The organism is Micromonospora sp. NPDC093243, from assembly GCF_044753725.1.
Taxonomy (GTDB): Bacteria; Actinomycetota; Actinomycetes; order Mycobacteriales; family Micromonosporaceae; genus Micromonospora.
The window spans coordinates 14,383-38,055 of the sequence record NZ_JBIVNT010000002.1; the positions used below are offsets into that span (position 1 = coordinate 14,383).

Annotated in this window: 21 protein-coding genes; 11 read left to right on the top strand and 10 right to left on the bottom strand. The window is 71.5% G+C overall.

The genetic code is table 11. The annotated features are described in order from the left end of the window. The first annotated feature begins 326 nt into the window (after window positions 1-326). The 5 genes from ACIP9D_RS04790 (at window position 327) to ACIP9D_RS04810 (ending at window position 6,148) form a co-directional block, all read left to right on the top strand. Window positions 327-2,852 carry a putative bifunctional diguanylate cyclase/phosphodiesterase gene (locus ACIP9D_RS04790; RefSeq protein ID WP_400449346.1) on the top strand — a complete coding sequence of 842 codons (2,526 nt, stop codon included), beginning with the start codon at window positions 327-329 and terminating at the stop codon, window positions 2,850-2,852. Between the two features lie 94 nt (window positions 2,853-2,946). Then, window positions 2,947-4,314, top strand: a complete 1,368-nt coding sequence (locus tag ACIP9D_RS04795; protein ID WP_350868741.1) for a glycosyltransferase 87 family protein — start codon at window positions 2,947-2,949, stop codon at window positions 4,312-4,314. A gap of 9 nt (window positions 4,315-4,323) precedes the next feature. Next, window positions 4,324-4,956, top strand: coding sequence for a phosphoribosyltransferase (locus ACIP9D_RS04800; RefSeq protein ID WP_350868740.1), 633 nt, complete (start codon window positions 4,324-4,326; stop codon window positions 4,954-4,956). Between the two features lie 19 nt (window positions 4,957-4,975). After that, window positions 4,976-5,365: a zf-TFIIB domain-containing protein gene (locus tag ACIP9D_RS04805; RefSeq protein WP_350868739.1), complete on the top strand. Its 390-nt coding sequence runs from the start codon at window positions 4,976-4,978 to the stop codon at window positions 5,363-5,365. A 66-nt stretch (window positions 5,366-5,431) separates the two neighbouring features. Further along, on the top strand, window positions 5,432-6,148 hold the full coding sequence (locus tag ACIP9D_RS04810; RefSeq protein WP_350868737.1) for a maleylpyruvate isomerase N-terminal domain-containing protein: 717 nt from the start codon (window positions 5,432-5,434) through the stop codon (window positions 6,146-6,148). 54 nt (window positions 6,149-6,202) lie between these two features. On the opposite strand, the gene dnaB is transcribed toward ACIP9D_RS04810, so the two are convergent. Continuing rightward, window positions 6,203-7,609: a replicative DNA helicase gene (gene dnaB, locus ACIP9D_RS04815; protein ID WP_350868736.1), complete on the bottom strand. Its 1,407-nt coding sequence runs from the start codon at window positions 7,607-7,609 to the stop codon at window positions 6,203-6,205. 396 nt (window positions 7,610-8,005) lie between these two features. Between dnaB and ACIP9D_RS04820 the strand changes: the two genes are divergently transcribed. After that, window positions 8,006-9,550, top strand: coding sequence for a hypothetical protein (locus ACIP9D_RS04820; protein WP_350868734.1), 1,545 nt, complete (start codon window positions 8,006-8,008; stop codon window positions 9,548-9,550). A 75-nt stretch (window positions 9,551-9,625) separates the two neighbouring features. On the opposite strand, the gene rplI is transcribed toward ACIP9D_RS04820, so the two are convergent. From rplI to rpsF, 4 genes are all read right to left on the bottom strand, one after another. Next, the gene (rplI, locus tag ACIP9D_RS04825) at window positions 9,626-10,072 is read right to left on the bottom strand and encodes a 50S ribosomal protein L9 (protein ID WP_350868732.1); all 447 of its coding nucleotides are present in this window, start codon (window positions 10,070-10,072) and stop codon (window positions 9,626-9,628) included. Window positions 10,073-10,086: 14 nt separating this feature from the next. Further along, window positions 10,087-10,326 (bottom strand): 30S ribosomal protein S18, encoded by a 240-nt coding sequence (rpsR, locus tag ACIP9D_RS04830; protein ID WP_007073789.1) that lies wholly within the window; start codon window positions 10,324-10,326, stop codon window positions 10,087-10,089. 41 nt (window positions 10,327-10,367) lie between these two features. Beyond that, window positions 10,368-10,901 carry a single-stranded DNA-binding protein gene (locus ACIP9D_RS04835; protein WP_350868730.1) on the bottom strand — a complete coding sequence of 178 codons (534 nt, stop codon included), beginning with the start codon at window positions 10,899-10,901 and terminating at the stop codon, window positions 10,368-10,370. A gap of 77 nt (window positions 10,902-10,978) precedes the next feature. Continuing rightward, window positions 10,979-11,269 carry a 30S ribosomal protein S6 gene (gene rpsF, locus ACIP9D_RS04840; RefSeq protein ID WP_117668160.1) on the bottom strand — a complete coding sequence of 97 codons (291 nt, stop codon included), beginning with the start codon at window positions 11,267-11,269 and terminating at the stop codon, window positions 10,979-10,981. Between the two features lie 636 nt (window positions 11,270-11,905). On the opposite strand from rpsF, the gene ACIP9D_RS04845 reads away from it, so the two are divergent. Beyond that, window positions 11,906-12,697: a deoxyribonuclease IV gene (locus ACIP9D_RS04845; RefSeq protein WP_350868728.1), complete on the top strand. Its 792-nt coding sequence runs from the start codon at window positions 11,906-11,908 to the stop codon at window positions 12,695-12,697. Next, window positions 12,694-14,898, top strand: coding sequence for a hypothetical protein (locus tag ACIP9D_RS04850; RefSeq protein WP_350868727.1), 2,205 nt, complete (start codon window positions 12,694-12,696; stop codon window positions 14,896-14,898). Before ACIP9D_RS04845 ends, ACIP9D_RS04850 begins: the two co-directional genes overlap by 4 nt. Window positions 14,899-14,944: 46 nt before the next feature. Here ACIP9D_RS04850 and ACIP9D_RS04855 read toward each other — a convergent pair whose 3' ends face one another. From ACIP9D_RS04855 to ACIP9D_RS04865, 3 genes are all read right to left on the bottom strand, one after another. Next, complete coding sequence (locus tag ACIP9D_RS04855) at window positions 14,945-16,450, bottom strand: glycosyltransferase 87 family protein (protein WP_350868725.1); 1,506 nt, start codon at window positions 16,448-16,450, stop codon at window positions 14,945-14,947. A gap of 120 nt (window positions 16,451-16,570) precedes the next feature. Continuing rightward, entirely contained in the window at window positions 16,571-19,444 is a 2,874-nt protein-coding gene (locus ACIP9D_RS04860; protein WP_350868724.1) for a transglycosylase domain-containing protein, read from the bottom strand. Window positions 19,445-19,641: 197 nt separating this feature from the next. Beyond that, the gene (locus ACIP9D_RS04865; protein WP_350868722.1) at window positions 19,642-20,106 is read right to left on the bottom strand and encodes a DUF5318 domain-containing protein; all 465 of its coding nucleotides are present in this window, start codon (window positions 20,104-20,106) and stop codon (window positions 19,642-19,644) included. A gap of 175 nt (window positions 20,107-20,281) precedes the next feature. On the opposite strand from ACIP9D_RS04865, the gene ACIP9D_RS04870 reads away from it, so the two are divergent. Further along, complete coding sequence (locus ACIP9D_RS04870; RefSeq protein ID WP_350868720.1) at window positions 20,282-20,920, top strand: PadR family transcriptional regulator; 639 nt, start codon at window positions 20,282-20,284, stop codon at window positions 20,918-20,920. A gap of 23 nt (window positions 20,921-20,943) precedes the next feature. Continuing rightward, the gene (locus tag ACIP9D_RS04875) at window positions 20,944-22,023 is read left to right on the top strand and encodes an inositol-3-phosphate synthase (RefSeq protein ID WP_350868718.1); all 1,080 of its coding nucleotides are present in this window, start codon (window positions 20,944-20,946) and stop codon (window positions 22,021-22,023) included. Window positions 22,024-22,131: 108 nt separating this feature from the next. On the opposite strand, the gene ACIP9D_RS04880 is transcribed toward ACIP9D_RS04875, so the two are convergent. Both ACIP9D_RS04880 and ACIP9D_RS04885 read right to left on the bottom strand, forming a co-directional pair. After that, window positions 22,132-22,614: a methylated-DNA--[protein]-cysteine S-methyltransferase gene (locus ACIP9D_RS04880; RefSeq protein WP_350868717.1), complete on the bottom strand. Its 483-nt coding sequence runs from the start codon at window positions 22,612-22,614 to the stop codon at window positions 22,132-22,134. A 40-nt stretch (window positions 22,615-22,654) separates the two neighbouring features. Then, window positions 22,655-22,990, bottom strand: coding sequence for a hypothetical protein (locus tag ACIP9D_RS04885; RefSeq protein ID WP_350868716.1), 336 nt, complete (start codon window positions 22,988-22,990; stop codon window positions 22,655-22,657). A gap of 159 nt (window positions 22,991-23,149) precedes the next feature. On the opposite strand from ACIP9D_RS04885, the gene ACIP9D_RS04890 reads away from it, so the two are divergent. Then, window positions 23,150-23,656 (top strand): hypothetical protein, encoded by a 507-nt coding sequence (locus tag ACIP9D_RS04890; protein ID WP_350868714.1) that lies wholly within the window; start codon window positions 23,150-23,152, stop codon window positions 23,654-23,656. The last annotated feature ends 17 nt before the right edge of the window (window positions 23,657-23,673 follow it).

Sequence of the window (23,673 nt, forward strand, 5' to 3'; positions counted from 1 at the left end):
CGACCGTTAACGTTCAGCGGTATCGGCGACACTGCGGTGGATTTGTCGAATGAGTTAAGCGCGCTCCGCTCAGGAGTGCGGACAGAACGTGACAAACCAGCGCCATCTTGGCTTATGTTGCGCATACCGACATTAATGCTTCCGTATCACTCACTAACTCTCCTACGCTCCTCCCTACAAAGACGCCCCTTAGCGGGGCGCCGGCGATCGGGGAGGGAGACCTGTCATGCGCAGCACCGAGTGGAACTGAGCTCTTATCAAGCCCGGAACGCGAGAGGTACGCTGCCGGTCATCAGATACTGACGGTCGGCAACGGATGGGGTTGGGTGAGCCTGACGACGCGTCGTCACAGCGATACCGACCGACGGTTGCTGCTGTTGGTCGGAATTCTTGTGGCGTTCGCGAGCGTCGTGGCCCTGGGCGCCGCGACGGCCGTCTGGCACGACCCGCCCACCTCGATCGACGACTTCACGACGAGCGCCGCCGTCGCCGTCATGATCGCTCTCGGAGCGATCGTCAAGGCGCCGCTGCGGATCAGGTCGACCGCGTTCTCCATCGCGTGGGTCGAGACCGCCATCGTCCTCGGACTCGCGCTGGCACCACCACCGCAGGTGATCCTCGCCGCCGGAGTGGGCATCGCCTGCGCGTCGTTCCTGACCCGCCTGTCCGCCATCAAGACCGCGTTCGGCATCGCGAAGCACACCCTCGTCGCGGGAGGCGCCACAGCCCTGATCCTGCTCCTCGGTGACCGTTGGCCACCGAGGGATTTCTGGAGCGTCATCGTCGTCCTCGGCGCGGTATACCTGGTCGCCGCGCTGCTGGATGACCTTCTCGCCACCCCCGTCATCGCCCTCGCCTCGGGCAACAAGATCTCCCGGCAGTTCCGCAACAACCTCGACCTGCGACTGGCCGGGTTCGGCGTCCGCTTCGTGGTGGCCGCCTGCACACTGCTCATCATCCGGGCCGACCCACGACTGCTGCTGGCCGTCCCCCCGCTCGTGCTGAGCCTGCACCTCGCATACTCGGCCCGGATCCGCGGCCGGACCGAGCAGCAGGCGTGGCAACGACTCGCCCGGACCACCGACGCGCTCAACGTGGTCGACCTGGACAAGGTCCTCACCACCGCCGTCACCCAGGCGGCCGAGCTCTTCTCCGCCGACGAGGTGGAGATCGAGCTGCGCGACGGCGACCGGACCGTACGCGGCGGCGCGGGCGGCGTCATCACGTACGACGGGCCGGGGGGCGAGCCCACAGCCGTCGACGGCACCGTCGTCCCGGCGCCGCTCGAGGGGCACGACCGCGCGGTCGACGTCGGCGTGCTCCGGCTGCGGTTCCGCGGGCCGGTGGAGCTCTCCGAGCGGGAGCGGTACACGCTGCGGACCTTCGCCTCCGCGCTGTGCACCGCCGTCCGCAACGCGCAGGCGTACGCCGAGCTGGCCCGGGTCGCCGAGGAGCACGCGTACGCCGCCACCCACGACGCGCTGACCGGGCTGGCGAATCGGCGGCACCTGCTCGACCAGGGCACCGAGCAGCTGAGCATCCGGCACGCCGACGGGGTGACCGCGCTGGTGCTGATCGACCTCAACCACTTCAAGGAGGTCAACGACACGCTCGGGCACGCCGCCGGCGACCAGGTGCTGGTGCAGGTGGCCGAGCGGCTGCGCGGCGCCGCCCAGGGCGACGACGTGGTGGCCCGGCTCGGCGGCGACGAGTTCGCGGTGCTGCTGCGCGGCCTGCCGGCGCCCGCGGTGGCCGCGCACCGGGCGGAGGCCCTGATCGCCGCGCTGCACGAGCCCTTCGACCTGGACGGCATGCGGATCAGCGTCGAGGCGAGCGGCGGCATCTCCGCCGCGCCCGCCAGCGGCGGGATGCCCGAGCTGCTGCGCCGCGCCGACGTGGCGATGTACCAGGCCAAGCGGGCCGGCCAGCGGATCTCCACCTACGCCCCGACCCGGGACACCGCCGACCTCGGCCGGCTCACCCTCGGCGGTGAGCTGCCCCGCGCGGTCGCCGACCACGAGTTCACCGTCAACTTCCAGCCCATCGTCGATCTGGCCACCGGCGAGGTCACCAGCGCCGAGGCGCTCGCCCGTTGGCACCACCCCCGGCACGGGGTGATCGACCCGCTGCGCTTCCTGGAGGCGGTGGAGCGCTCCGGCCTGCTGCCGGCCTTCGCCGAGGCCATCCTGGACCAGGCGCTGATCGCCGCCGGCAGTTGGCGGGACGCCGGCTTCGACGTACCGGTTGCGGTCAACGTCTCCCCGCGCAGCCTGCTCGACGCCCGGTTCCCCGGCTCGGTGCTGGCCCGGCTGCGCGCCCACGACCTCCCGGCGGACCGGCTGGTGCTGGAGCTGACCGAGACCCTCACCCTCAGCCAACTCGACGTGGTCGACCGGGTGCTCAGCCGGCTGCGCGACGAGGGGGTACGGCTGGCGCTCGACGACTTCGGCACCGGCTACTCGTCGCTGAGCCTGCTCTCCCGGATCCCGGTCCACGAGTTGAAGATCGATCGCAGCTTCGTGAGCGCGATGGAGAGCTCCGCCGAGGCCGCCGCCGTCATCCGCTCCACCCTCGACCTCGGTCGCAGCCTCGATCTCACCGTGGTCGCCGAGGGAGTCGAGAGCGAGCCGCAGCGCCGCGCCCTCTGGGAGTTGGGCTGCGCCGCCGGCCAGGGCCACCTCTTCGCCCGACCGATTCCGGCCGGCACGCTGCTCGCCGCGCTCCAGCGCGGCGCCGGCGGCAGCCCGGGCACACTGGCACCCCCGCTGCACGACGCCGGCTCGGTGATCCGCCTCGGCGGGCGGCGCTCGAACGGCCGCGGCCGGGACCGGCTACCGCACCTGCCCGCCTGACCCCGGCACACCACCCGCACGCCCAGCCGTGGCGATCAACGACCAGGACGTGCGCGGCCCGGGTCGCCGCCGCCCGTCTGCCACACTTGCCGGCGTGACCGCCGCAGCCCCGACCGTCCGCCGCCGTGGCTGGCGGGCCATCGACTCCGCCGCCGGCGGCCTCGCCCTCGACCTCGGCCTCTACGCCGCGTCGGCCGGGTTCGCCGCGATCACCGCCGCCACCTCGACGCTGCTCCCGCACCGCGCCTGGGGCGGCACCGCCGCCGTCGGCTATCTCCTCGTCGCGCTGGCCGTCGCGAGCCAACTGCTGGTCCGCCGCCGTCGCCCGGGCTCGCCGCTCGTCGGGCTGCCGGCCCGCTGGGCGCTCACCGGGTTCGCGTGGGTGACCACCGCGCTGCTTCCGCTCGTGCGACAGAGCGTCGAGCGGGCGGGCGGCCGGACCGACCGGGCACAGGAGGAGGTGCACGTCGTCGAGCAGGCCGGCACCCGGCTCGCCGAGCACGGCACCCCGTACCTCGGCCACGACGCCATCGCCGCCCTGCCCGCCGACGAACGGCTGCTCGGCTACACCCCGTACCAACCGGGCATGGCCCTCTTCGGGCTGCCCCGAGCGATCGCCGACGGGTGGTGGACCGACGCCCGGGTCTGGTTCGCGGTCGGCACCGCCCTCACGCTCGCGCTCGCGGTCGCCACGCTCTGCGCCCACCACCGAGCGGGTCGCGCCGCCGCCCCGGCGCAGGCGGGCGGAACGACCCACCCGAACGCCGCGCTGCTGCGCGGAGTGCAGGCTGCGACCGTCCTGCCGATCTGCGCCCTCACCCTGGCCACCGGCGGCGACGACCTGCCCGTCCTCGCGCTCTGCCTGCTGGCCCTGGCCTACGCCGGCACCGACCGGCCCGGACGGGCCGGCCTCGCGGTCGGGGTGGCCGGCGCGCTGAAGCTCTTCGCCTGGCCGATCGCCCTGGTCCTGATCATCTGGGGGGCGACCCGGCGGGCCGGCACCCGGGTGGCCGCCGGAGCCATCGGGCTTCCCGTGGCAGCCCTGCTGCCCGCCCTGCTGGTCGATCGCGATGCCCTGGTGGAGAACGTGCTCCGCTTCCCCCTCGGCCACGGGCTGGTGACCAGCCCGGCACAGTCACCCTTTCCCGGCTACCTGATCGCGACCGGGCTGCCCGGCGGCAGGTTCATCGCCGCCGCGCTGCTCGTCGCGGCCGGTGCGGCGATCGCCGTCCGACTCGCCCGCCGCCCGCCGCGCACCGCCGTCGCCGCGGCGCTGATCTGCGGGTACGGGCTGCTCGCCGCGATCGCCCTGATGCCCACCACCCGCTTCGGATACCTGCTCTATCCGCTCTCCCTGCTGATCTGGGCACCCGCCCTGCGTGCCCCGGAGCAACCGGCCACCGAGCCGGCCGAGCCGCTTCTTTCCGGCAACTGGCGCGCGGCGGGGCGCGGCAGGGCGTAGACCTGAGGCATGACCACCTACCGCGACCGCGCCGAAGCGGGCCGGGTACTCGCCGAGCGGCTCACCGGCCTGATCGGCGAACCGAACCTCATCGTCCTCGGCCTGGTACGCGGCGGCGTGCCGGTGGCGCAGGTGGTCGCCGGACGACTCGGCGCGCCGCTGGACGTCCTGGTGATCCGGAAGCTCGGCATGCCCTGGGCTCGGGAGGTGGCCTTCGGCGCGCTCGGCCCCGGCGGGGTGCAGGTACTCAACGAGCAGGTGGCGAGCCGGCTCAGCGCGGAGGACATCGCCGAGACCAACCGGCGCGAGCAGGCCGAGCTGGAACGGCGGGAGCAGCTCTACCGGGCCGGACGGCCACCGCTGGACCTCACCGGCCGTACCGCGGTGATCGTCGACGACGGCCTGGCCACCGGCGCCACCGCCCGGGCGGCCGTGGAGGTCGCCCGCCGGCTCGGCGCCCAACGGGTGGTGGTCGCGATACCGGTCGGTTCGCAGGAGGCGTTCGAGATGTTGTCCGCCGAGGCCGACCAGGTCATCTGCGCCCAGCGCCCGCCCGAGTTCCTGGCGGTGAGCAGCTACTACGAGGACTTCCACGAGGTGACCGACGACGAGGTGACGGAAACGCTTACGGCAACCGCGTGACCCGACCAGGTACCGTCGGGTGATGAGCCTCACCTGTCCCAAGTGTCATGGAGAAATGCGTCAATACGAGCGCAGCGGCGTCGTCATCGACCAGTGCGGTGAGTGTCGGGGGATCTTCCTCGACCGCGGCGAGCTGGAGAAGCTGTTCGAGGCGGAGGCGAACTGGAACCGCCAGCAGGCGGCCGGTCCGGGCGGCCAGCCAGCCCACCAGCCCGCCGGCTACCCGCCCCCGCCGCCCCCGCCGGCGCCGCACCAGCCGGGTTACGGCGCGGTGCCGCCGCCCCCGCCGCCGGCGCACGGCTACCCGCCCGCGCCGGCCTACGGCGGCCACGGTCAGCAGCACCAGGGCTACCACGGGCACTACCGGCGCAAGAAGCACAAGAGCTTCCTCGACGACATGTTCGGCTGAGCCCACCCGCACAGCGTCCGACGGCCGGCCCGGTACCCGCCGGGCCGGCCGTCCTGTCGTGCTGTCGTGCTGGACGCCATCATCCATGCGAAGCTGCAACGCATGACCGCCGTCCGGCAGCATGACGCGCTGGCGCAGGCGTACGGGGCGATCACCGCCGTGGTCACTGACCTCGACGACGCCGACCTGCAGCGACCGACCCGGTGCCGCGGCTGGCTCGTCGCCGACCTGCTGTTCCACGTGCTCTGCGACGCCCAGCGGGCGCTGGTGGCGCTGGCCAGCCCGGCGCCCGGGCCGGCCGACGCGGACGACGTGAGCTACTGGCGCGCGTTCCCGCCCGGCGGCGACGCCGACGGTGCCCGACACGCCTGGTGGGCCCGCCGCTCCGCGGCGGCGTTCGACCGGCCCTCCGGCGTCGTCCGCATCTGGTCCGACACCGCGCCGGCCGCCGTCCGGGCTGCCGGCGCGGCCGACCCGTCGGGACACGTGGCCACCCAGGGTCACGTGCTGCGGGTGCCGGACTTCCTCGCCACGCTGACCACCGAGGCGGTGATCCACCACCTGGATCTGGTGCTGGACCTGCCCGACGCTCCACTACCCGGCCCGCTCGCCACCCGGGTCGCGGTGGCCACCATGGATGGCCTGCTCAGCGACGAGGCGGTCCGCCCGGCGAGCTGGGACGACCACGAGTTCCTGCTGAAGGCGGCCGGCCGTCTCCCGCTCACCGACCGGGACCGGTTGGAGCTGGGCGAGGTCGCCGGCTGGTTCCCGTTGCTCGGCTGACGCGCGGGGTCCCCCCGCCCGCAGTCGGCCGGGGCACCGCTCGCGCGGACAGGCTCAGACGATGGCCATGTCGACGAAGCGGGACAGGTGCAGCTGCGCCGCGACGGTGACCGTGTCGGTCGGACCATTCCGGTGCTTGGCGACAATGAAATCCGCCTCGCCCGCGCGCGGCGACTCCTTGTCGTAGTAGTCGTCCCGGTGCAGCAGGATCACCACGTCGGCGTCCTGCTCGATCGAGCCCGATTCACGTAGGTCGGAGAGCTGGGGTCGTTTGTCGGTGCGCTGCTCGGGGCCACGGTTCAGCTGACTGACCGCGATCACCGGGCACTCGACCTCCTTGGCCAGCAGCTTCAGACCCCGGGACAGGTCGGCGACCTCCTGCTGCCGGCTCTCGGTGCGCTTGGGCGAGGTCATCAGCTGGAGGTAGTCGACCACGATCATCTTGAGGTCGTGCCGCTGCTTGAGCCGCCGCGCCTTGGCCCGGATCTCCATCAGGTTCATGCTCGGGGTGTCGTCGACGAAGAGCGGCGCCTCGCTGATCTCGCCCATGCAGCGCGCCAGCTTGGTCCAGTCGTCGTCGGAGAGCTGACCGCTACGCAGCACGTGCAGGGGCACCCGGGCCTCGGCCGAGAGCAGTCGCATGACGATCTCGACCTTGCTCATTTCCAGCGAGAAGATCGCCGCCGCCTGGTTGGCGCGAATCGCAGCATTTCGGGCGAAATCCATACTCGCCGTTGACTTGCCCAAGCCAGGCCTGCCGGCCACGATTATCAGTTGCCCCGCGTGCAGGCCGTTGAGCAGCCGATCCAGGTCGCTGAAGCCGGTGGGCACACCGGTCATCACCCCACCCTGGGCGCCCACCGCCTCGATCTCGTCCAGGGTCGGCTGGAGCATGTCGGCCAGGACGGCGAAGTCCTCGCTGACCCGCCGCTCGGTGACGTCGTAGACGGCCTGCTGAGCGAGGTCGACAACGTCGTCGACGTCGCGGCTGCCCCCGCTGGCGGTGCCGTAGCCGAGCTGCACGATCTTGGTGCCGGCCTCGACCAGCCGCCGCAGGACCGCCCGTTCGCTGACGATCCGGGCGTAGTAGGCCGCGTTGGCGGCGGTCGGCACGCTGGCGATCAGGGTGTGCAGGTAGGGCGCGCCGCCGATGCGGACCAGGTCGCCCGAGTCGGCCAGGGCGGCCGCCACCGTGATCGAGTCGGCCGGCTCGCCGCGGCCGTAGATCTCCAGGATGATGTCGAAGATGGTGGCGTGCACCGGGCGGTAGAAGTCGTTGGTCTTGAGGATCTCCACCACGTCGGCGATGGCGTCCTTGGAGAGCAGCATGCCGCCGAGGACGCACTGCTCGGCCGCCACGTCCTGGGGTGGGGTCTTGTCGTAGTGGCCTTCGCGCTGCGCTGGCGCGGGGGACTGACCGCCGCCGCGTGGCTCCGCCCGCATGTCATCGGTGACCGACACCGGTCCCCCCTCCACTGCGTCGGATCCGCGTCCCAGCTCTACCGTCCGGGTACGACATTTCGCCGACCGGCCCGGTTGATCGGGGGCCATCGCGCGGGCGGTCGGGGGCCAACCATACGGACACCGAGCTCAGCGGCCAACAACACCGGTGGACGAGCCTCGGGACAACCTGTGGACACTGGTGGACGAGCATGTGCGCAGCGTGTGCACAGGCTGTGGACAACCGTTGGGGAATTCCCCGCCGCACGACGCTGACCTGGGACGATGCGATCCCCAGCCTGTGGAGGGCAAGTTTTCGGTCGGGTCTGCGAGTCGTTCGTCCCGTACTATCTCCAGCGAACGGCTACACCTGGACAGCGGATTGCGCTATCGGTTGAGAAGGGTCACGCTCCGGCCGTGAGTTACCGGGACTGGGGACGCGGGGAGGACAGCCCGCGCGAGCGCCAGCCGATCGCACCGTGGGACGAGCCAGCCTCGGGCGGCGCGTATCGCTCCGGCGAGCGCCAGAGCGCGCGTGGCCAGCGGCGGGCCCTCGACCCGGGTCAGGAGGAGCCGGTCGACGCCTACCTGCCGCGGTGGGCGCTGGAGTCCGGCGTCCGCCGGGCCGACGGCGGTGGTCGGCACGCCGCACCGGACGACGACGAGCCCGGACGGCCGCGTTCCGGCGCCGACTGGCGCACCACCGAGACCACCAGCAGCTGGCGCCGGGTCCAGGAGACCAGCTGGCGCGAGGTGCCGGCGATCGCCGCGGCGCCGGAGTCGGACCACACCCGCGAGTGGACGTTCGACCGTCCACAGGAGCAGGGGTACGTGGGAAGCCGCCGGGCCGAGTCGGCGGGCAACGAAGAGCCGGTCTCCGGTTCCGTCGCGGAGCGGCGCCCCCGGCGGTCGCCCGCCGGTCGGCCTCCGGTCATCTGGTCCGGCGGCGGCGAGGAGTCGCCCCCGGCGGTGGAGCCGACCCCGCGACGGGAGCCCGACCGGCCGACCCGGCGCGCTCGCCGGGCGGCGGAGGAGTCCTGGACCCGTCCGGCCGCCGACCCGTGGGATCGGGCCGCCACCCCGGCGGAGGATCCCGAGCCGGCGGACCAGCCGGCGGTGGACCCCTGGGACGCCTCGGGCGTGCAGGAGTGGCTACCGGCGGCCGGGACGGACCGGTGGGACGGCACCGGTCAGTGGGAGCAGCCCGACATCGCCGGCCGCTGGGAGCAGCCGGACAGCACGGGCCAGTGGGACAGGTACACCGAGCCGGCCCAGTGGGACCGGACGGAACCGCCGCGATCCGGGCGGTCCGCCGAGGCGGCGGGCTGGCCCGGCGCCACGCGGGACGACGAGAGGTTCTGGTCGGGCACCCGGCTGGCGGGCGACGATCCGCGGTGGATGGATCCGCCCACCTCGGCGCCGCGTTCACCGGTGATCACGTACACCGCGCCGAGACCGCGCAGCTCGCCCGGCTCCTACGGGCAGACACGGCGGCGGGCGGAACCGGTCGGCGTCGCACGCGGTGCCGGCATGACGTCGGTACGCCGCCGGATCGAGGCGGCCGGGGCGGGCGGCTGGCCCCGCCGGCTGGAGGACGACCTGCTCGACCCGGATCCGGGCGGCTCGGTCCGGCCACTGCTCTACACCGCCACGTGCTACCTGATCCCGGCCGTGCTGATCTTCGTGTGGCTGCTGACGCTCGACGCCCAGGCGCCGGCCGGCTGCGTCACCGACATCAGTGGCGGCGGCTGCGACTCACCGCGAGCACGCGCCCTCGGGTCGCTCCTCGCCGCCGCGCCGCGCTTCGGCCTGGCGCTGGTCAGCAGCCTGGTGGTCGCGGCGCTGCTGCGTCGGGTCGGGACGACTTGGCGTTCGACCACCATCGCGCTCGCCTCGGCGGTGGTGGGTGGCGGTCTCTCCACGGTGGTGATCAGCGCGGTGACCGGCCAACCGATCGGCTGACCTCCGCGAGGTGCCCGATGACGACCAGGGCCCGCACCGATCGCTCGGTGCGGGCCCTGGGTGGTGCAGGTGGTGTCAGGAAGCGACGACGTTCAGGTTGAACGCTGCCGTCACCTCGGGGTGCAGCTTGATCCGCACCGGGTAGGCGCCGGTCGTCTTGATGTGACCGGGCACCTCCAGCCGGCGGCGGTCGAGGGTCGGGCCGCCGGCCGCCTTGACGGCGTCGACGATCTCGGCCGGCGTGACCGAGCCGAAGAGCCGGCCACCGTCGCCGGCGCGGGCCTTCAGGTTGACCTTCAGGCCCTCGAGCTGGCCCTTGACCTCGTTGGCGTGGCCGAGGTCGCGGATCTCCCGGGCCGAGCGGGCCCGCTTGATGACCGTGACCTGCTTCTCGGCACCCTTGGTCCAGGCGATCGCGAAGCCCTGCGGCAGCAGGTAGTTACGGCCGAAGCCGTCCTTCACCTCGACGATGTCGCCGGGGGCACCGAGACCGGAAACTTCCTGCGTCAGGATGATCTTCATGTCGGTGCCTCCTTTCAGCGGGCCGTCGCGGTGTACGGCAAGAGCGCCATCTCACGGGCGTTCTTGACCGCACGCGCGATCTGCCGCTGCTGCTGCGAGGTGACGCCGGTCACCCGCCGAGCGCGGATCTTGCCGCGGTCGGAGATGAACTTCCGCAGCAGCGCGGTGTCCTTGTAATCGATATAGGTGATCCCGTCCTTGTCGAGCGGGTTCACCTTCTTCTTCGGCTTGCGAAGTGCCGCAGCCTTGGCCATTGACCTTGCTCCTGGTTTGCGATCGCGGGCGCTCGGCGCCATTAGAACGGAGGCTCCTCGTCGAAGTTGCCGCCCGAACCAGCGCGCGACGGAGACGGTGCGGCCGAAGCCCAGGGGTCGTCGAAGTTGCCTCCGCCGCCACCCTGGCCACCACCACCACCGGAACCGAAGCCACCGCCGCCGCCACCGGAGCGCGACATCTTCTGCACCTTCGCCGTGGCGTAGCGCAGCGACGGGCCGATCTCGTCGACCTCGAGCTCGATGACGGTGCGCTTCTCACCCTCGCGGGTCTCGTACGACCGCTGACGCAGCCGACCCGAGACGATCACGCGGGCGCCCCGCTGGAGCGACTCGGCGACGTGCTCCGCCGCCTGCCGCCACACCGTGCAGGCCAGGAAGAGCGGCTCGCCGTCCTTCCATTCGCCGGACGCCTTGTCCATGAATCGGGGCGTCGAAGCGACCCGGAACTTGGCGACCGCAGCCCCGGAGGGGGTGAACCGCAACTCGGGGTCATCGGTCAGGTTGCCGATGACCGTGATGGTGGTGTCTCCTGCCATGACCATCTCCTCGCGCACTCATCGTCTGCGTACAGGCTCTCAGAGCCGTACGACAGCGTCGATGAGGCTGATCCGGGCGAACCGGGGTTGAATGCTTAGCGCATCTCCGGCCGGATGACCTTGGTGCGCAGCACGGACTCGTTGAGTCGAAGCTGACGGTCCAGCTCGGCCACCGCCGCAGGCGTCGCCTGCAGGTCGATGACGGCGTAGATGCCCTCGGCCTTCTTGTTGATCTCGTACGCGAGGCGCCGGCGGCCCCACACATCGGTCTTCTCGACCGAGCCACCCGCGGTCCGGATCACGTTCAGGTACGTGTCGAGCGACGGGGCGACGGTGCGCTCCTCGAGGCTGGAGTCGAGGATCACCATGACTTCGTAATGACGCAAGACGTGCTCACCTCCTGTGGGCTAAGCGGCCACGGTCCTTCCGTGGCAGGAGGTCGTGCGTCGTGGCCCGCTCCGGGACCGGGGGAACCCGACCGGACGCGGACAACTGGACCAGGATACCCGGCCCGGTCGATCATGGCCGGGGTGGCCACTCGGGCCGGGTGCATGGCGCGGCGACGGGGGCCCACTCCCGGACCATCAGGCCGGTAGCGGGCCCCCGTCGACGGGGCCGCGGGGCGTCCCGTCCGCATTCCTTGGGTGGGACCTGGGGAGGAACGACCACACCGATGAGGTTGGACCGAAGACGCCCCGCGGAGCTTTATCGTGTTGTTATCTGACGATACAACGGCTGTTGTCACTTGTCGGAGGAAATAGCACAAATTTCCAAGAATCTCGGATCGGCGTGCTCTGCTCGTCCGGCGGGCCCTCGTCGCGCCGGGCCGCGCGACGAGGGGGCCCCGCTGTCCGCAGGTGACCGACCAACCGGCGCGGCGGGCGTACCCGTCCGTCGGCCTGGCGGGCCGGCCTTCCATCCCACCTCATCAACGAGCGTCGGTCCGTCGGGTGACGTGCGCCCCGGCGAATCGACGGCGGCCGTCACCCCGCTCGTCGGACGTCCGACGTAGGCTCGCCTGCATGCGTATCGGAGCCCACGTCGATTCGACCGACCCGCTGGCGGAGGCGGCCGACCGAGCCGCCGACACCGTGCAGTTCTTCCTCTCCGACCCGCAGGGTTGGAAGGCGCCCAAGCCACGGGAGGACGCGGAGCGGCTGCGCGCCGCGGCGGTCGACATCTACGTGCACGCCCCCTATGTCATCAACGTGGCGACCCTCAACAACCGGATCCGGATCCCCAGCCGCAAACTGCTGGTCGGGCACGCGACCGCGGCGGCGGCGGTGGGCGCGAAGGGGCTGATCGTCCACGGTGGGCACGTCAACGCCGGTGACGATCCGGCAATCGGTTTCGACAACTGGCGCAAGACCTTCGCCTACGCGGCCGACGCGGGCGGGTTCGGCGTGCCGGTCCTGATCGAGAACACCGCCGGCGGTGACAACGCCTGCGCCCGCCGGCTCGACGCGCTCGCCCGGCTCTGGGACGCGGTGGGCGACTACGAGGTGGGCTTCTGCCTGGACACCTGCCACGCCCACGCCGGCGGCGAGGAGCTGCTGGGGCTGGTCGACCGGGTCAAGGCGATCACCGGCCGGATCGACCTGGTCCACGCGAACAACTCCAAGGGCGCCTTCGGCTCCGGCCAGGACCGGCACGACAACCTCGACGGCGGGACGATCGATCCGGAGCTGGTGGTGGCGGTGATCCGGGCGGCCGGCGCACCGGTGGTCGTCGAGACACCCGGCGGTGCGGCCGGCCAGGCCGCCGACATCGCCTTCCTTCGGGAGCAGCTCGGCACGGAGCGCCCGGCGGCATGACGACCGGACAGTCGGAGACCGGCGGCGCACCGTCCGCCACCGGCGACAACCCTGAGCGCCCGAGCACCCCTACCGCCACGACCGACGCCGAACGCGCCCGCACCGGCGAGGCGAAGGCCGGCACCACAGGTGGCACCGCGACCGGCGGCACCGGCCGCGACGCCAGCGCCGACGCTCCGGCCGACGCCAAGGGCAAGGCCGGCAGCGCCAAGGCCGACGCCGCCAAGGCCGACGCCGCCAGCGAGACCGGCAGCGCCAAGGACGGCAACGACAAAGCCGGCACCGAGCGCGAGACCGCCGACGACAGGGCCGGCACCGGCACCGCGGACAAGGAACGAGCCGCCGGGAAGGACGCCACCACCGGCGACGCCGACTCGAAGGCCGACAAGACCGACGCCGACGGCAAGGGGGAGGCGGCCAAGCCGGACCCGTGGGAGGCCTTCGGGCCCGCGCCGGAGCGGGTGCTCACCCGCCCCCGCCGGATCGTCCGGGCGGTCGGCCGGTCCCTGGTCCACGAGTGGACGCTGGCGACGCTCGGCGCGCTCGCCCTCGCGGTGCTGATGACCTGGCCGACGCTTCGCTACCCGCGCTACACGTTGCCGCAGGACTACTGGGACCCGAGCCTGCAGTCCTGGCAGATGGCCTGGTCCGGGCACATCCTGTTGACCAACCCGGCGCAGCTCTGGCAGTCCAACACCTTCTTCCCGGAGTTGTGGAGCTTCGCGTTCTCCGACACCCTGCTGGGCTACGCGCCGGCCGGCATGATCGGTAGCGGTCCCGAGGACGCCGTCCTGCGCTACAACATCATGTTCGTGCTGGCTCACGCGCTGGCGACGCTCGGGGCGTACGCGCTGGCCCGGCAGCTCGGCTCCGGCCGGATGGGCGCCGCCGTGGCCGGGGTCAGCTACGCGTACGCGCCGTGGCTGCTCGCCCAGGCCGGGCACCTGCACGTGCTCTCCAACGGGGGCATTCCGCTGGCGCTGGCCATGCTGGCCCGAGGCCACGGCTGGTCCCTGCGGCACGGCTACCGGCCGGAACGCCGGCACGACGGCTGGATCTACGCCGGCTGGCTGGTGGCGGCGTGGCAGCTGAGCCTCGGCTTCGGGATCGGCCTGCCGTTCGCGTACTTCCTCGGCGCCACGGTGCTCGTCGCGGCGGTCACCTGGTACGTCCGGCGGACCTGGTTCGGGGCGGTGCGACGCCCGTTCGGCAAGAGGCTCGTCGTCGCCAACCTCGTCGGCGGGGCGCTCTTCGCCGGCGTCGGCCTGCTGATGGCGATCCCCTACTTCACGGTCACCGAGCTGCACCCGTACGCCGAGCGCAGCGTCGGCGACATCGCCATCTTCTCGCCGCCCGCGTCCGGCTTCGTCACCGCGCCGGCCGAGTCGCGGGTCTGGGGTGGGCTGCACGAGGGGGCCCGGGCCGCCCTGCCCTGGCACCCCGAGATGACCCTGCTGCCCGGCTTCGTGCTCTACGCGCTGGCCGCCGGTGGTCTGATCTTCTCGGTCTGGAAGCTGCGGCACCGGCTGCTGTTGCTCGCCGGGGTGCTCGCGGCGATGGTGCTGGCCATGGGCACCCGGTTCTTCGGTGGCACCTTCACCTACATCCCGCTCTTCGAGCACCTGCCCGGCTGGAACGGCCTGCGTACCCCCGGCCGGCTGATGCTCTGGGCCACGCTGCTGCTCGGCCTGCTGGCGGCGGGTGCGGTCACCGCCCTCACCGACCGGGTACGCGAACTCGCCGCGCAGCGGGTCCCGTCCTGGCCGGGTCCGTGGCTGCGGCTGGCCACCCTGTTGCCGTTGCTGCTCGTGACGGTGGAGGGCCTGAACACCACGCCGCACCCGGTGGTCCCGGCCCAGCCGGCCGCCATGCGCCTGGTGGACGGCCCGCTGCTGGTCCTGCCGAGCAACCAGAGCCTCGACCAGCACGTGATGCTCTGGTCCACCACCCACTTCCAGGACGTGGTCAACGGTGGCAGCGGCTTCACCCCACGCCAGCTCGACGACGTCCGCCGGGTGACGCAGACGTTCCCCGACCAGACCAGCATCGACTACCTGCGCACCCTGGGTGTGCGCAACGTGGTGCTGCTGCGCGACCAGCTCGCCGGCACCCCCTGGGAGATAACCGTCGACGCGCCGGTCGACTCGCTCGGCATCACCCGCGAGGAGATCGACGGCTCGGTCGTCTACCGGCTGTTCTGACCCGGCCCACTGCCGGCGCACCCGCGGGTGCGCCGGCAGTGCGGAGTCAGCGGACGGCCGGCACCGGCTCAGCGGGTAGCACCGGGCCGCGCCGCCACCGGTTCCACCACGGTGCGTCCGGCGCGCCGTCGAGTACGCCGCCGTCCGGGTCGTCGGCGTAGGTGGCCCGGACCGCGTCCTGCTCCGGCTGCAGGATCTCGCGCACGATCAGCACGCAGAGCACCACCACGGTGGTCAACCGCAGGGTGGCGGCGAGCACGAAGACGCCCTCCGGAAAGACCGGCCGGGAGGTGGCCGCCCCGAGCAGTTCTCCGTAGAACGCCGCGAAGTAGCAGACCTCGGCGAGTTGCCAGGCGAGGAAGGCGCCCCACTTGGGCCGGGCGAGCACCGCCAGCGGCAGCAGCCAGAGCACGAACTGCTGGGACCACACCTTGCTGAAGATCAGGAATGCGGCGACCACCAGAAACGCGACCTGGGCCAGTCGGGGGCGGCGCGGAGCCAGCAGCGCCAGCGCGGCCACGCCGAGGCATGTCAGCCCGAAGAGGGCGTACGACAGCAGGTTGAGGGTGGGGATGTTGGCGTTGAGCCACTCGAACGGCCCCAGGTCGGCCGGGTCCGCGCTGCCCACCTTCCCGTCCAGGTAGCGGCCGATGTACCAGAGCGTGCCCCAGTCGATGGGGCGGGTGCTGTTCAGCTCGAAGAACCGGTCCCAGTTCTCCTGGTACGGCAACGCCACCGGCAGGTTCACCGCGACGACCGCCACGACGGCCGCGACCACCGCGGTGAGGGCGGCGCGGAGCCGGTTCGCCCGGACCGCGAGCACCAGGATCGGGCCGAGCACGAAGAGGGGCCAGAGCTTCGCCGCGCCGGCGAGCCCGAGCAGCGCGCCGGCCAGCAGGGGCCGACGTCTCGCCCAGGCGAGCAGACCGAACGCGGCCAACCCGATGGCGAGCAGGTCCCAGTTCACGGTGGCGGTGAGCAGCAGGGCTGGCGCGAGGGCGAAGAGCGCGGCGTCCCAGGGTCGTCGCTTGCGCAGCGTCAGGATCACCGCCACCGTGGCCACGGCGAGCGCGCCGAGCACCAGCGCGTTCAGGTTGTAGAACCACATGCCCTGGTTGATGCCCGGGTCGTCGGCACCGAGGGCGTGCACGGGCAGTCCCAGCGCGCCCATGAAGTAGCCGGTCAGCACCGGGTACTCGACCGGGTGGTCGCGGTAGGGCACCTTGCCCTCGTTGAGCCCCTCGGCGTAGTAGAGGGCGAGCACGTCGGTGTAGCAGAACCGGGTGTACTGGACGTTGTTCTGCCAGGCACCGTCCTGGCAGGGCGACTTCTGCACCCAGTGCAGGGCCAGGGCGAGGCAGGTGAGCGCCAGCACGATCCGGGCCGCGGTCCAGAAGCGGCGTTCCCGTCCCGCCGGCCGGTCGATCGCCACGGCGTGGTCGCCGAGCGGGCCGCCGATCAGGCCGGAGATACCCCGGACGAAACCGTCGGACCGGGACGGGTGGTCACTGGTACCGGCGTCGTCGAGGCCGGGCGTCGACTGGGTGCTCATGAAGAGGCATCCTGCCGTACGTCCGGCTCGGCGTCCCGTTGTGGCGGCGACATGTCGGTGCCCGGAACGGCACCGGCGGCCGGACAGTTCGTCCGGCCGCCGGCGGCGGTTGAGCTGGGATCAGTCCCGGTATGTCGGTGTGCTCGGCAACAGCCCACCACCGTTGCCGCCCGGCCGCGGACCGAACGGGTCGGTGGGGGTCCCACCGCCGTTGTTCCCGCCGTTGTTGCCGCCGTTGTTGCCGCCGTTGTTGCCGCCGTTGTTCTGGCAGAAGATCGACAGCGGGTCGGGGCAGCCCGGCGGCGGCTGGACCGGCGGGGGCGGCGGCGCCTCGCCGTTGCCGGAGTTCGGGTCACCGATGTTCGCCGCCGGCGGGAAGTCCAGCTCGTCCTTGCCCTTGAGCGCGTCGTCCATGAACCGCTCCCAGATGGCACCCGGCATGCCGGAGCCACTGATCCGGGTGCCGTCCTTCGTCTTGAGCGGATCCCGCTTGTTCACGTTGCCCACCCAGACCGCCGTGGCCAACTGCGGGGTGTAGCCGATCATCCAGGCGTCGCCGTTCTCGGGGCTGCCCGCCTTCTGCTCCCAGGTGCCGGTCTTGGAGGCGGCCTTGCGGCCGTCGTCCAGCCGGTGGTTGACCTGGGCCGGGTACTGCTCGAGCACCGAGGTCACGTCGGCGACGACGTCCTTCTCGATCCGCTGTTCCGGCTTGAGCTTCTCGCCGCCGACCTTCTTCCACTTGCCGGTCACTTCGTCCTGCTGCTCCACCGAGTACAGGAAGTGCGCCTTGTTGTAGACGCCCTGGTTGGCGAAGGTGGCGACGCCGTTGGCGTGGTCGAGCACGGTGATCGGGTACTGCCCGTAGCCGACCACGTGGAAGAAGGGCGACGGGGCGATGTCCTTCGGGTCGGTCTTGGTCAGGTCGTAGGACTTGGCCGGGTTGGTGTCGGTACGCCACATGGTGGTGACGCCGGCCCTCTTCGCCATGTCGACGACCTTGTCGGGACCGATCTCCTCGGTGACGTGGTAGAACGGCACGTTCAGCGACTTGAGCGTGGAGACCTTCAGGGTGCAGGAGTTGCCGCAGGACGGGTTGTCGGTGCCCGCGTTGCTCACCTTGAACTTGGTGTCCTTCGGCGTGAAGGCCTTACCCTTCCAGCGCGACTCGAGCGCCTTGCCCGCCTTGAGGGCGGCGGCCAGAGTGTAGATCTTGAAACTGGAGCCGGGCGAGTGCCCGCCGGTCAGGTTTCCGTTGGAGTCGGTGTTCTTGCCGGCGTAGTCGGTGCCGGTGCCGTTGTCACCGCCGTAGTAGGCGCGCACCCGACCGTTGGCCGGGTCGATCGCCACCACCGCGGCCATCAGGTTCTTGGGCTGACCGGCCAGCTCCGAGCCCTTCGCCTTGCGCTGGGCGGCCGCAAGAGCGGCCTTCTGAATATTGACGTCGATCGTGGTGCGGATCCGGTAGCCGCCGGACATCAGCGCCTGCGAGCAGAGCATCTTGGTGTCGGTGACGTCGGCTTCCTTGTCGACGCAGATGCCCTGGTCCCGCATCTCGGCCTTGACGTAGTTGATCACGTTGCCGTAGGGGGTGTTCACGCCGTAGTCGACGCCGACGCCGCCGCTCTTCGGGCTCTGGAGCGTCTTGGTCGGGTACTCGGTGGGCGCCGGAGGCTTACCGGGGGCGTTCAGCCACCCCTCCTGGATCATGCCGCTGATGACGTAGTCCCACCGACCCTTGGCGTCGGTCGGGTTGATCGCCGGGTCGTAGCCCTTGTGGCTGGCGCTCGGCTCCGGTTGCTTGATGAGCGCGGCGAGCACCGCACCCTCCGCCGGGGTCACCTTGCTCACCGGCTTGCCGAAGTACTTCTGCGCCGCCGCCTCGATGCCGTACGCGCCCCGGCCGAAGTAGATCACGTTGAGGTAGTGCTGCATGATCTGCGGCTTGGTGTACTCGTCGTTCAGCTTGGAGGCGAGGATCGCCTCCTTGACCTTCCGGGCGTAGGTGTCGTCCTTCAGGTTGTCGTAGGCGTTGCGGGCGTACTGCTGGGTGATGGTCGAGGCACCCTGCTTGTCACCGCCGCTGACGTTGTTCCAGGCGGCTCGCGCGATGCCCTTGTAGTCCACACCGGAGTGCCGGTAGAAGTTCCGGTCCTCGGCCGCCGCCACCGCGTCCTGCACGTACTGCGGGATCTGCTGGATGGTGACCAGCGTGCGGTTCTCCTCGCCCACCTTCGCGATGATGTTCTTGTTGTCGAAGGCGTAGAGCGTCGTCGCCTGCGGCGGCGTGATCTCGTCGGGCAGCACCACGTTGGTCGAGTAGTAGGTGAAGCCGACCACGCCGAGTCCGGCGAGCATGATGAAGACCGCGAAGCCGGCGATCAGCATGTTGATCCGCTTGCGCTTCTTCGCCCGCGCCGCGCCAGCGGGATCACCTGCGCCGCGACGGCCGCGCCCCGGTCCGCCGGGGCCACCCGGCCCACCCGGTCCGCCGGGGCCACCCGGTCCGCCGGAGACCGGGGAGACACTCGCCCGGGCAACCGTGGCGCGGCCGGCGGAGCCACCGACCGACGCCGAGCCGACGCTCGCCCGCCCGGCCGACGCCGCACCGACTGACGCCGCACCGACGGAGGCGCGACCGGCCGGGCCGGCCGGGGAGACCGGTACCGACGCGCGGCCCGCCCGCCCGGGTGCCGGGGAGACCGGCACCGAGGCCCGGCCACCGCCCGCGCGGCCGACCGACGCCGCGCCGACCGATGCTGAGCCGGCGGCGCCGGCGGCGCGCGGGGTCACCGTGGCCCGTCCACCCGGGCTGCCGCCGGTCGGCGCCACCGAGGCGCGTCCGGCGGAGGCCGAGCCGTCCTGAGCCGACCAGCTGCCCGCCCGCGCGTCGCCGCCGGAGCGGCGGTAGGGATCGTCCGCCCCCCGCCCGGGGTCGCCGCTCGGATTGGGGATCTGGGCCCGCCCACGCGAACTGGGATCGCCGTACGAGTTCATTCCTCACACCCTGCCGGTCGCGGTGGGGCGCCGCTGCGCCGCCACCGGGTTGCCGTGAGCTGCTTCACGCGTCGTCGCGGCACGGGGGTGCCGGACGCGTGGCGTCGTACCCGAATCAATCGGGCTAATCAGACCAATCAACCGTCGCCTGTCCCGGCGGTTCCGCACGGCACCGGGGCCGGTCGATCGGGCTGGGGTCACCGTTGAGCCTCTCGCCTTCGCCTTACCGGACCGGTGCCGCCGGTGGGTTCGCCACCCATCGCGCCGCGCTCCGGACCCGCCTCGCTGCCGCCGGCAAGCCCGTCCCGGCCGAGCAGGTACTGCTCGACGAGATGGTTCCAGTCACAACCGAGGCACACCTCCACAACGAAGACCTGGAACTCACGTAGCGTCATCGCCAGCGGAGCCAACTCCGCCAGCGTCCGGGCCTGGCCGGCGGACTGCTTGAGTTCGTCTCCGTAAATGTAGTGGACGTGGATCAGATTCTCGCTCCGGCAGATCGGGCAGCGCTCGTCGGTCGGCTCTCCGTGGAACCGAGCCGCGTTCTTCAGGTACGGAGAGGCGTCACACACGTCGTACGTGCCGACCCGACTGGCCAGGAGGTCACGCAGCACCGCTCGCTTCTGAAGCGAGTAGTCGACGACCTGGCGCTGCGTACGCATGCGGAAGAGGGTACGCGGTCCGGCCGGACGAGGCGACCACGGTGACGATCCGTGACCGCAGGAACCCGAATTCGGGGTTTGCCCTGATCGGAGCGAGCCGCTAACGTGCGATGTATCGGTCCGATACATCGCGGCGGTTACCCGCTCCGCGCAGAGGGTAAGAGAGGGCGGCCCCGTGCTCGAGTTCGCCATCCTCGGCCTCCTGCAGGAGTCTCCGATGCATGGCTACGAGCTGCGCAAGGAGCTGGCCGCCAAACTCGGCGCGTTCCGGGCGGCGATCAGCTACGGCTCGCTCTACCCGACCCTGCGACGGCTGCAGGCGGCGGGCTGGATCACCGAAGCTGCCGAGACACCCGCCACCGCCGAGGAGGTTCCCGCGCTGACCACCCGACGTGGTCGGGTGGTCTACAAAATCACCGCGGAAGGCAAGGAACGCTTCGCTCAACTGATCGCACAGGCGGGGCCCGAGACGTACGACGACACGGGCTTCGGTGTGCACTTCGCGTTCTTCGCCCGGACCGACCAGGCGACCCGACTGCGCATCCTGGAGGGTCGCCGCCGCAAGATCGAGGAGCGTCGCGAAGGACTTCGTGACGTGCTGGGCCGGGCGGCCGAGCGCCTCGACGCTTACACCCTGGAACTGCAGCGCCACGGCCTCGACGCCTGTGAGCGTGAGGTCCGCTGGCTGGAGGAGCTCATCGCCAACGAGCGCTCCGGCCGAGCCCCGACGGTCCCGCAACCCGGGACGGCCGGCGGTCGACGAGAAGACAACAGCCCGCCCCCGCCTGGAGAGACCAGGACAGAGCGGCCGTGACAGAGAAGAAGGAGGCAGACGCTATGGGCTCCGTCCGCGTCGCCATCGTCGGTGTGGGTAACTGCGCCTCGTCCCTGATCCAGGGCGTCGAGTACTACCGGAACGCCGACCCCAACGACCGCGTCCCGGGTCTCATGCACGTCACCTTCGGCGATTACCACGTCTCCGACGTGGAGTTCGTCGCGGCGTTCGACGTTGACGCCAAGAAGGTGGGCATGGACCTCGCGGAGGCGATCGTCGCCAGCGAGAACAACACCATCAAGCTCTGCGACGTGCCGCCGACCGGCGTCAGCGTGCAGCGCGGTCCGACCTTCGACGGTCTGGGCCAGTACTACCGCGAGATCGTCGAGGAGTCCGACGCCACCCCGGTCGACGTGGCGCAGGCGCTGCGCGACGCGCAGGTCGACGTGGTCGTCTCCTACCTGCCGGTCGGCTCCGAGCAGGCCGACAAGTTCTACGCCCAGGCTGCGATCGACGCCGGCTGCGCGTTCGTGAACGCCCTGCCGGTCTTCATCGCCTCCGACCCGGAGTGGGCGCAGAAGTTCGTCGACGCCGGCCTGCCGATCGTGGGCGACGACATCAAGAGCCAGGTCGGTGCCACCATCGTGCACCGCGCCCTGGCGAAGCTCTTCGAGGACCGCGGCGTCGAGCTGCTGCGCACCTACCAGCTCAACTTCGGCGGCAACATGGACTTCATGAACATGTTGGAGCGCAACCGGCTGGTCTCCAAGAAGATCTCCAAGACCCAGTCGGTGACCTCCCAGATCCCGCACGAGATGAGCAAGAGCGACGTGCACATCGGCCCGTCGGACCACGTGCCGTGGCTCGACGACCGCAAGTGGGCCTACATCCGGCTGGAGGGTCGCTCGTTCGGCGACACCCCGCTGAACGCCGAGCTCAAGCTCGAGGTCTGGGACTCCCCCAACTCGGCCGGCGTCATCATCGACGCCGTGCGCGCCGCGAAGATCGCGCTGGACCGGAAGATCGGCGGCCCGATCCTGTCGGCCTCGTCGTACTTCATGAAGTCCCCGCCCGTGCAGTACGCCGACCACGACGCGCACGCCGCCGTCGAGGCGTTCATCGCCGGCGAGGTCGAGCGCTGACACGCTGACCAGCAGCACCGTCGAGGGCCGGGTCCGTACGGACCCGGCCCTCGCGTCGTCAGCAGCCGACCCACGGGTACGCGGACAGCCCGGCCCCCGGGCCGCCGGTCAGCCGAGCAGGGCACGCTCGAAGTCGACCCGGGCCTCCAGCTCGAGCAGGTAGCGCTTGCGGTCCAGGCCGCCGCCGAAACCCACCAGCTTCGCCCCGGCGCCGACGATCCGGTGGCACGGCACGATGACCGGGACCGGGTTGCGGTTGCAGGCCACCCCGACGGCCCGGGCCGCACCTGGGTCACCCACCCGGCGCGCGACCTCGCCGTAGGTCAACGTCTGCCCGTAGGGAATGCGGGTCATTTCCCGCCACACCGCCCGCTCGAATTCGGAGCCCCGCGGGATCGACAGCGGCACGGTGAACCCGGTCAACTCGCCGGCGAAGTAGGCCCGCAGCTCGTCCACCGCCTGCCGGGACAGCTCGTGGTCGGGCTCGTCGAGCCCCGACTCGACCCGACCGAAGTGGGTTCCACAAACCCTGTCGCCGTCGGTGGCGACGGAGAACTCCCCGATCGGCGAGTCGAGCACGGTCCAGCGCATCCACCCATTCTCCCCGTCGTGCCGGGCCGGGACCACCCGCCTACCAGCGCCGGGTCGAGCGCCACTCGTCCGCCGCCTGGATCGCCGCCCTCGCCGCGGCCCGCTCGGCCCGGATCTGGTCGCGGTGGCGGAAGCCGTGGTAGAGCTTGCGACCCGCGATGATCGGGAGCAGCAGAGCCGCGTAGAAGATCACCGTTCGCCCGTCGTCACCGACGCGGACCAGGTGGTACGCGTAGTAGCCGGCGAGAGCGGCGCCGAGGCCGGCGAACGCCCGGTCGACCCGCGAGGTAGTGGCGAAGGACGTGACCGCGACGGCCCCCAGCACGACGGCGGTCAGCAGCAGTGCGACGACGTAGAGAGCTATCACCACGGACAATTCGGACCACCCTCGGTTGCGGCGACCATCCGCCGGGACCCAGGGCGGCGGCGTCGACGATAGTCGAACGAAGATCGTCGGGAGGCCCCGTCCAACCGCCTTCGTTGCCCGGTCACGGCCCGGCTCCGGACGTTGCGAGGCGTCGATACCGTCCAGGTCGTGGCCACGGGGACCCTCATCTTTCTGATCATCGGCGGTGCGGGCATCGCGGTGCTCGCCCTCGCCCTGCTCGGCACGGAACTGCTCCACTTCGGCGGCGCCGACGGGCCGATCCCGATCGAGACGGTCGCCGGCTTCGCCGGCGCGTTCGGCTTCGGCGCGGCGATCGTCAACGAGCTGCTCGGAGGGCGTACCACCGGGGCGGTCGCGGTGGCGGCCGCCGGCGGCGCGCTCGCCGCAGTGCCCGCCGCCTGGATCGCGTCCCGGATCAGCCGGGCGGCCCGGAACATGCCCACCGATCCCACCCCCACCCGCGACCACCTGGTCGGCGCGCTGGGCCTGGTGGTCACCCCGGTGCCGGCGGACGGCTACGGCGAGGTCCGGCTACGGGTGGCCGGCCAGCCGGTCAAGCTCAACGCCCGCGCCGACCAGCCCATCCCGCTCGGCGCCCAGATCTTCGTCGTCCAGGCGCTGAGCGAGACCAGCGTGCACGTCGAGACCTACTGAACAACCCCTTCGCAGAC

Bases quoted from the DNA above. Each gene is read 5' to 3' on its own strand.
- ACIP9D_RS04800 (WP_350868740.1), top strand. From the start codon at position 4,324: ATGACCACCTACCGCGACCGCGCCGAAGCGGGCCGGGTACTCGCCGAG.
- rplI (WP_350868732.1), bottom strand. From the start codon at position 10,072: ATGAAGATCATCCTGACGCAGGAAGTTTCCGGTCTCGGTGCCCCCGGC.
- rpsR (WP_007073789.1), bottom strand. From the start codon at position 10,326: ATGGCCAAGGCTGCGGCACTTCGCAAGCCGAAGAAGAAGGTGAACCCG.
- ACIP9D_RS04845 (WP_350868728.1), top strand. From the start codon at position 11,906: ATGCGTATCGGAGCCCACGTCGATTCGACCGACCCGCTGGCGGAGGCG.
- ACIP9D_RS04850 (WP_350868727.1), top strand. From the start codon at position 12,694: ATGACGACCGGACAGTCGGAGACCGGCGGCGCACCGTCCGCCACCGGC.
- ACIP9D_RS04855 (WP_350868725.1), bottom strand. From the start codon at position 16,450: ATGAGCACCCAGTCGACGCCCGGCCTCGACGACGCCGGTACCAGTGAC.
- ACIP9D_RS04860 (WP_350868724.1), bottom strand. From the start codon at position 19,444: ATGAACTCGTACGGCGATCCCAGTTCGCGTGGGCGGGCCCAGATCCCC.
- ACIP9D_RS04865 (WP_350868722.1), bottom strand. From the start codon at position 20,106: ATGCGTACGCAGCGCCAGGTCGTCGACTACTCGCTTCAGAAGCGAGCG.
- ACIP9D_RS04875 (WP_350868718.1), top strand. From the start codon at position 20,944: ATGGGCTCCGTCCGCGTCGCCATCGTCGGTGTGGGTAACTGCGCCTCG.
- ACIP9D_RS04880 (WP_350868717.1), bottom strand. From the start codon at position 22,614: ATGCGCTGGACCGTGCTCGACTCGCCGATCGGGGAGTTCTCCGTCGCC.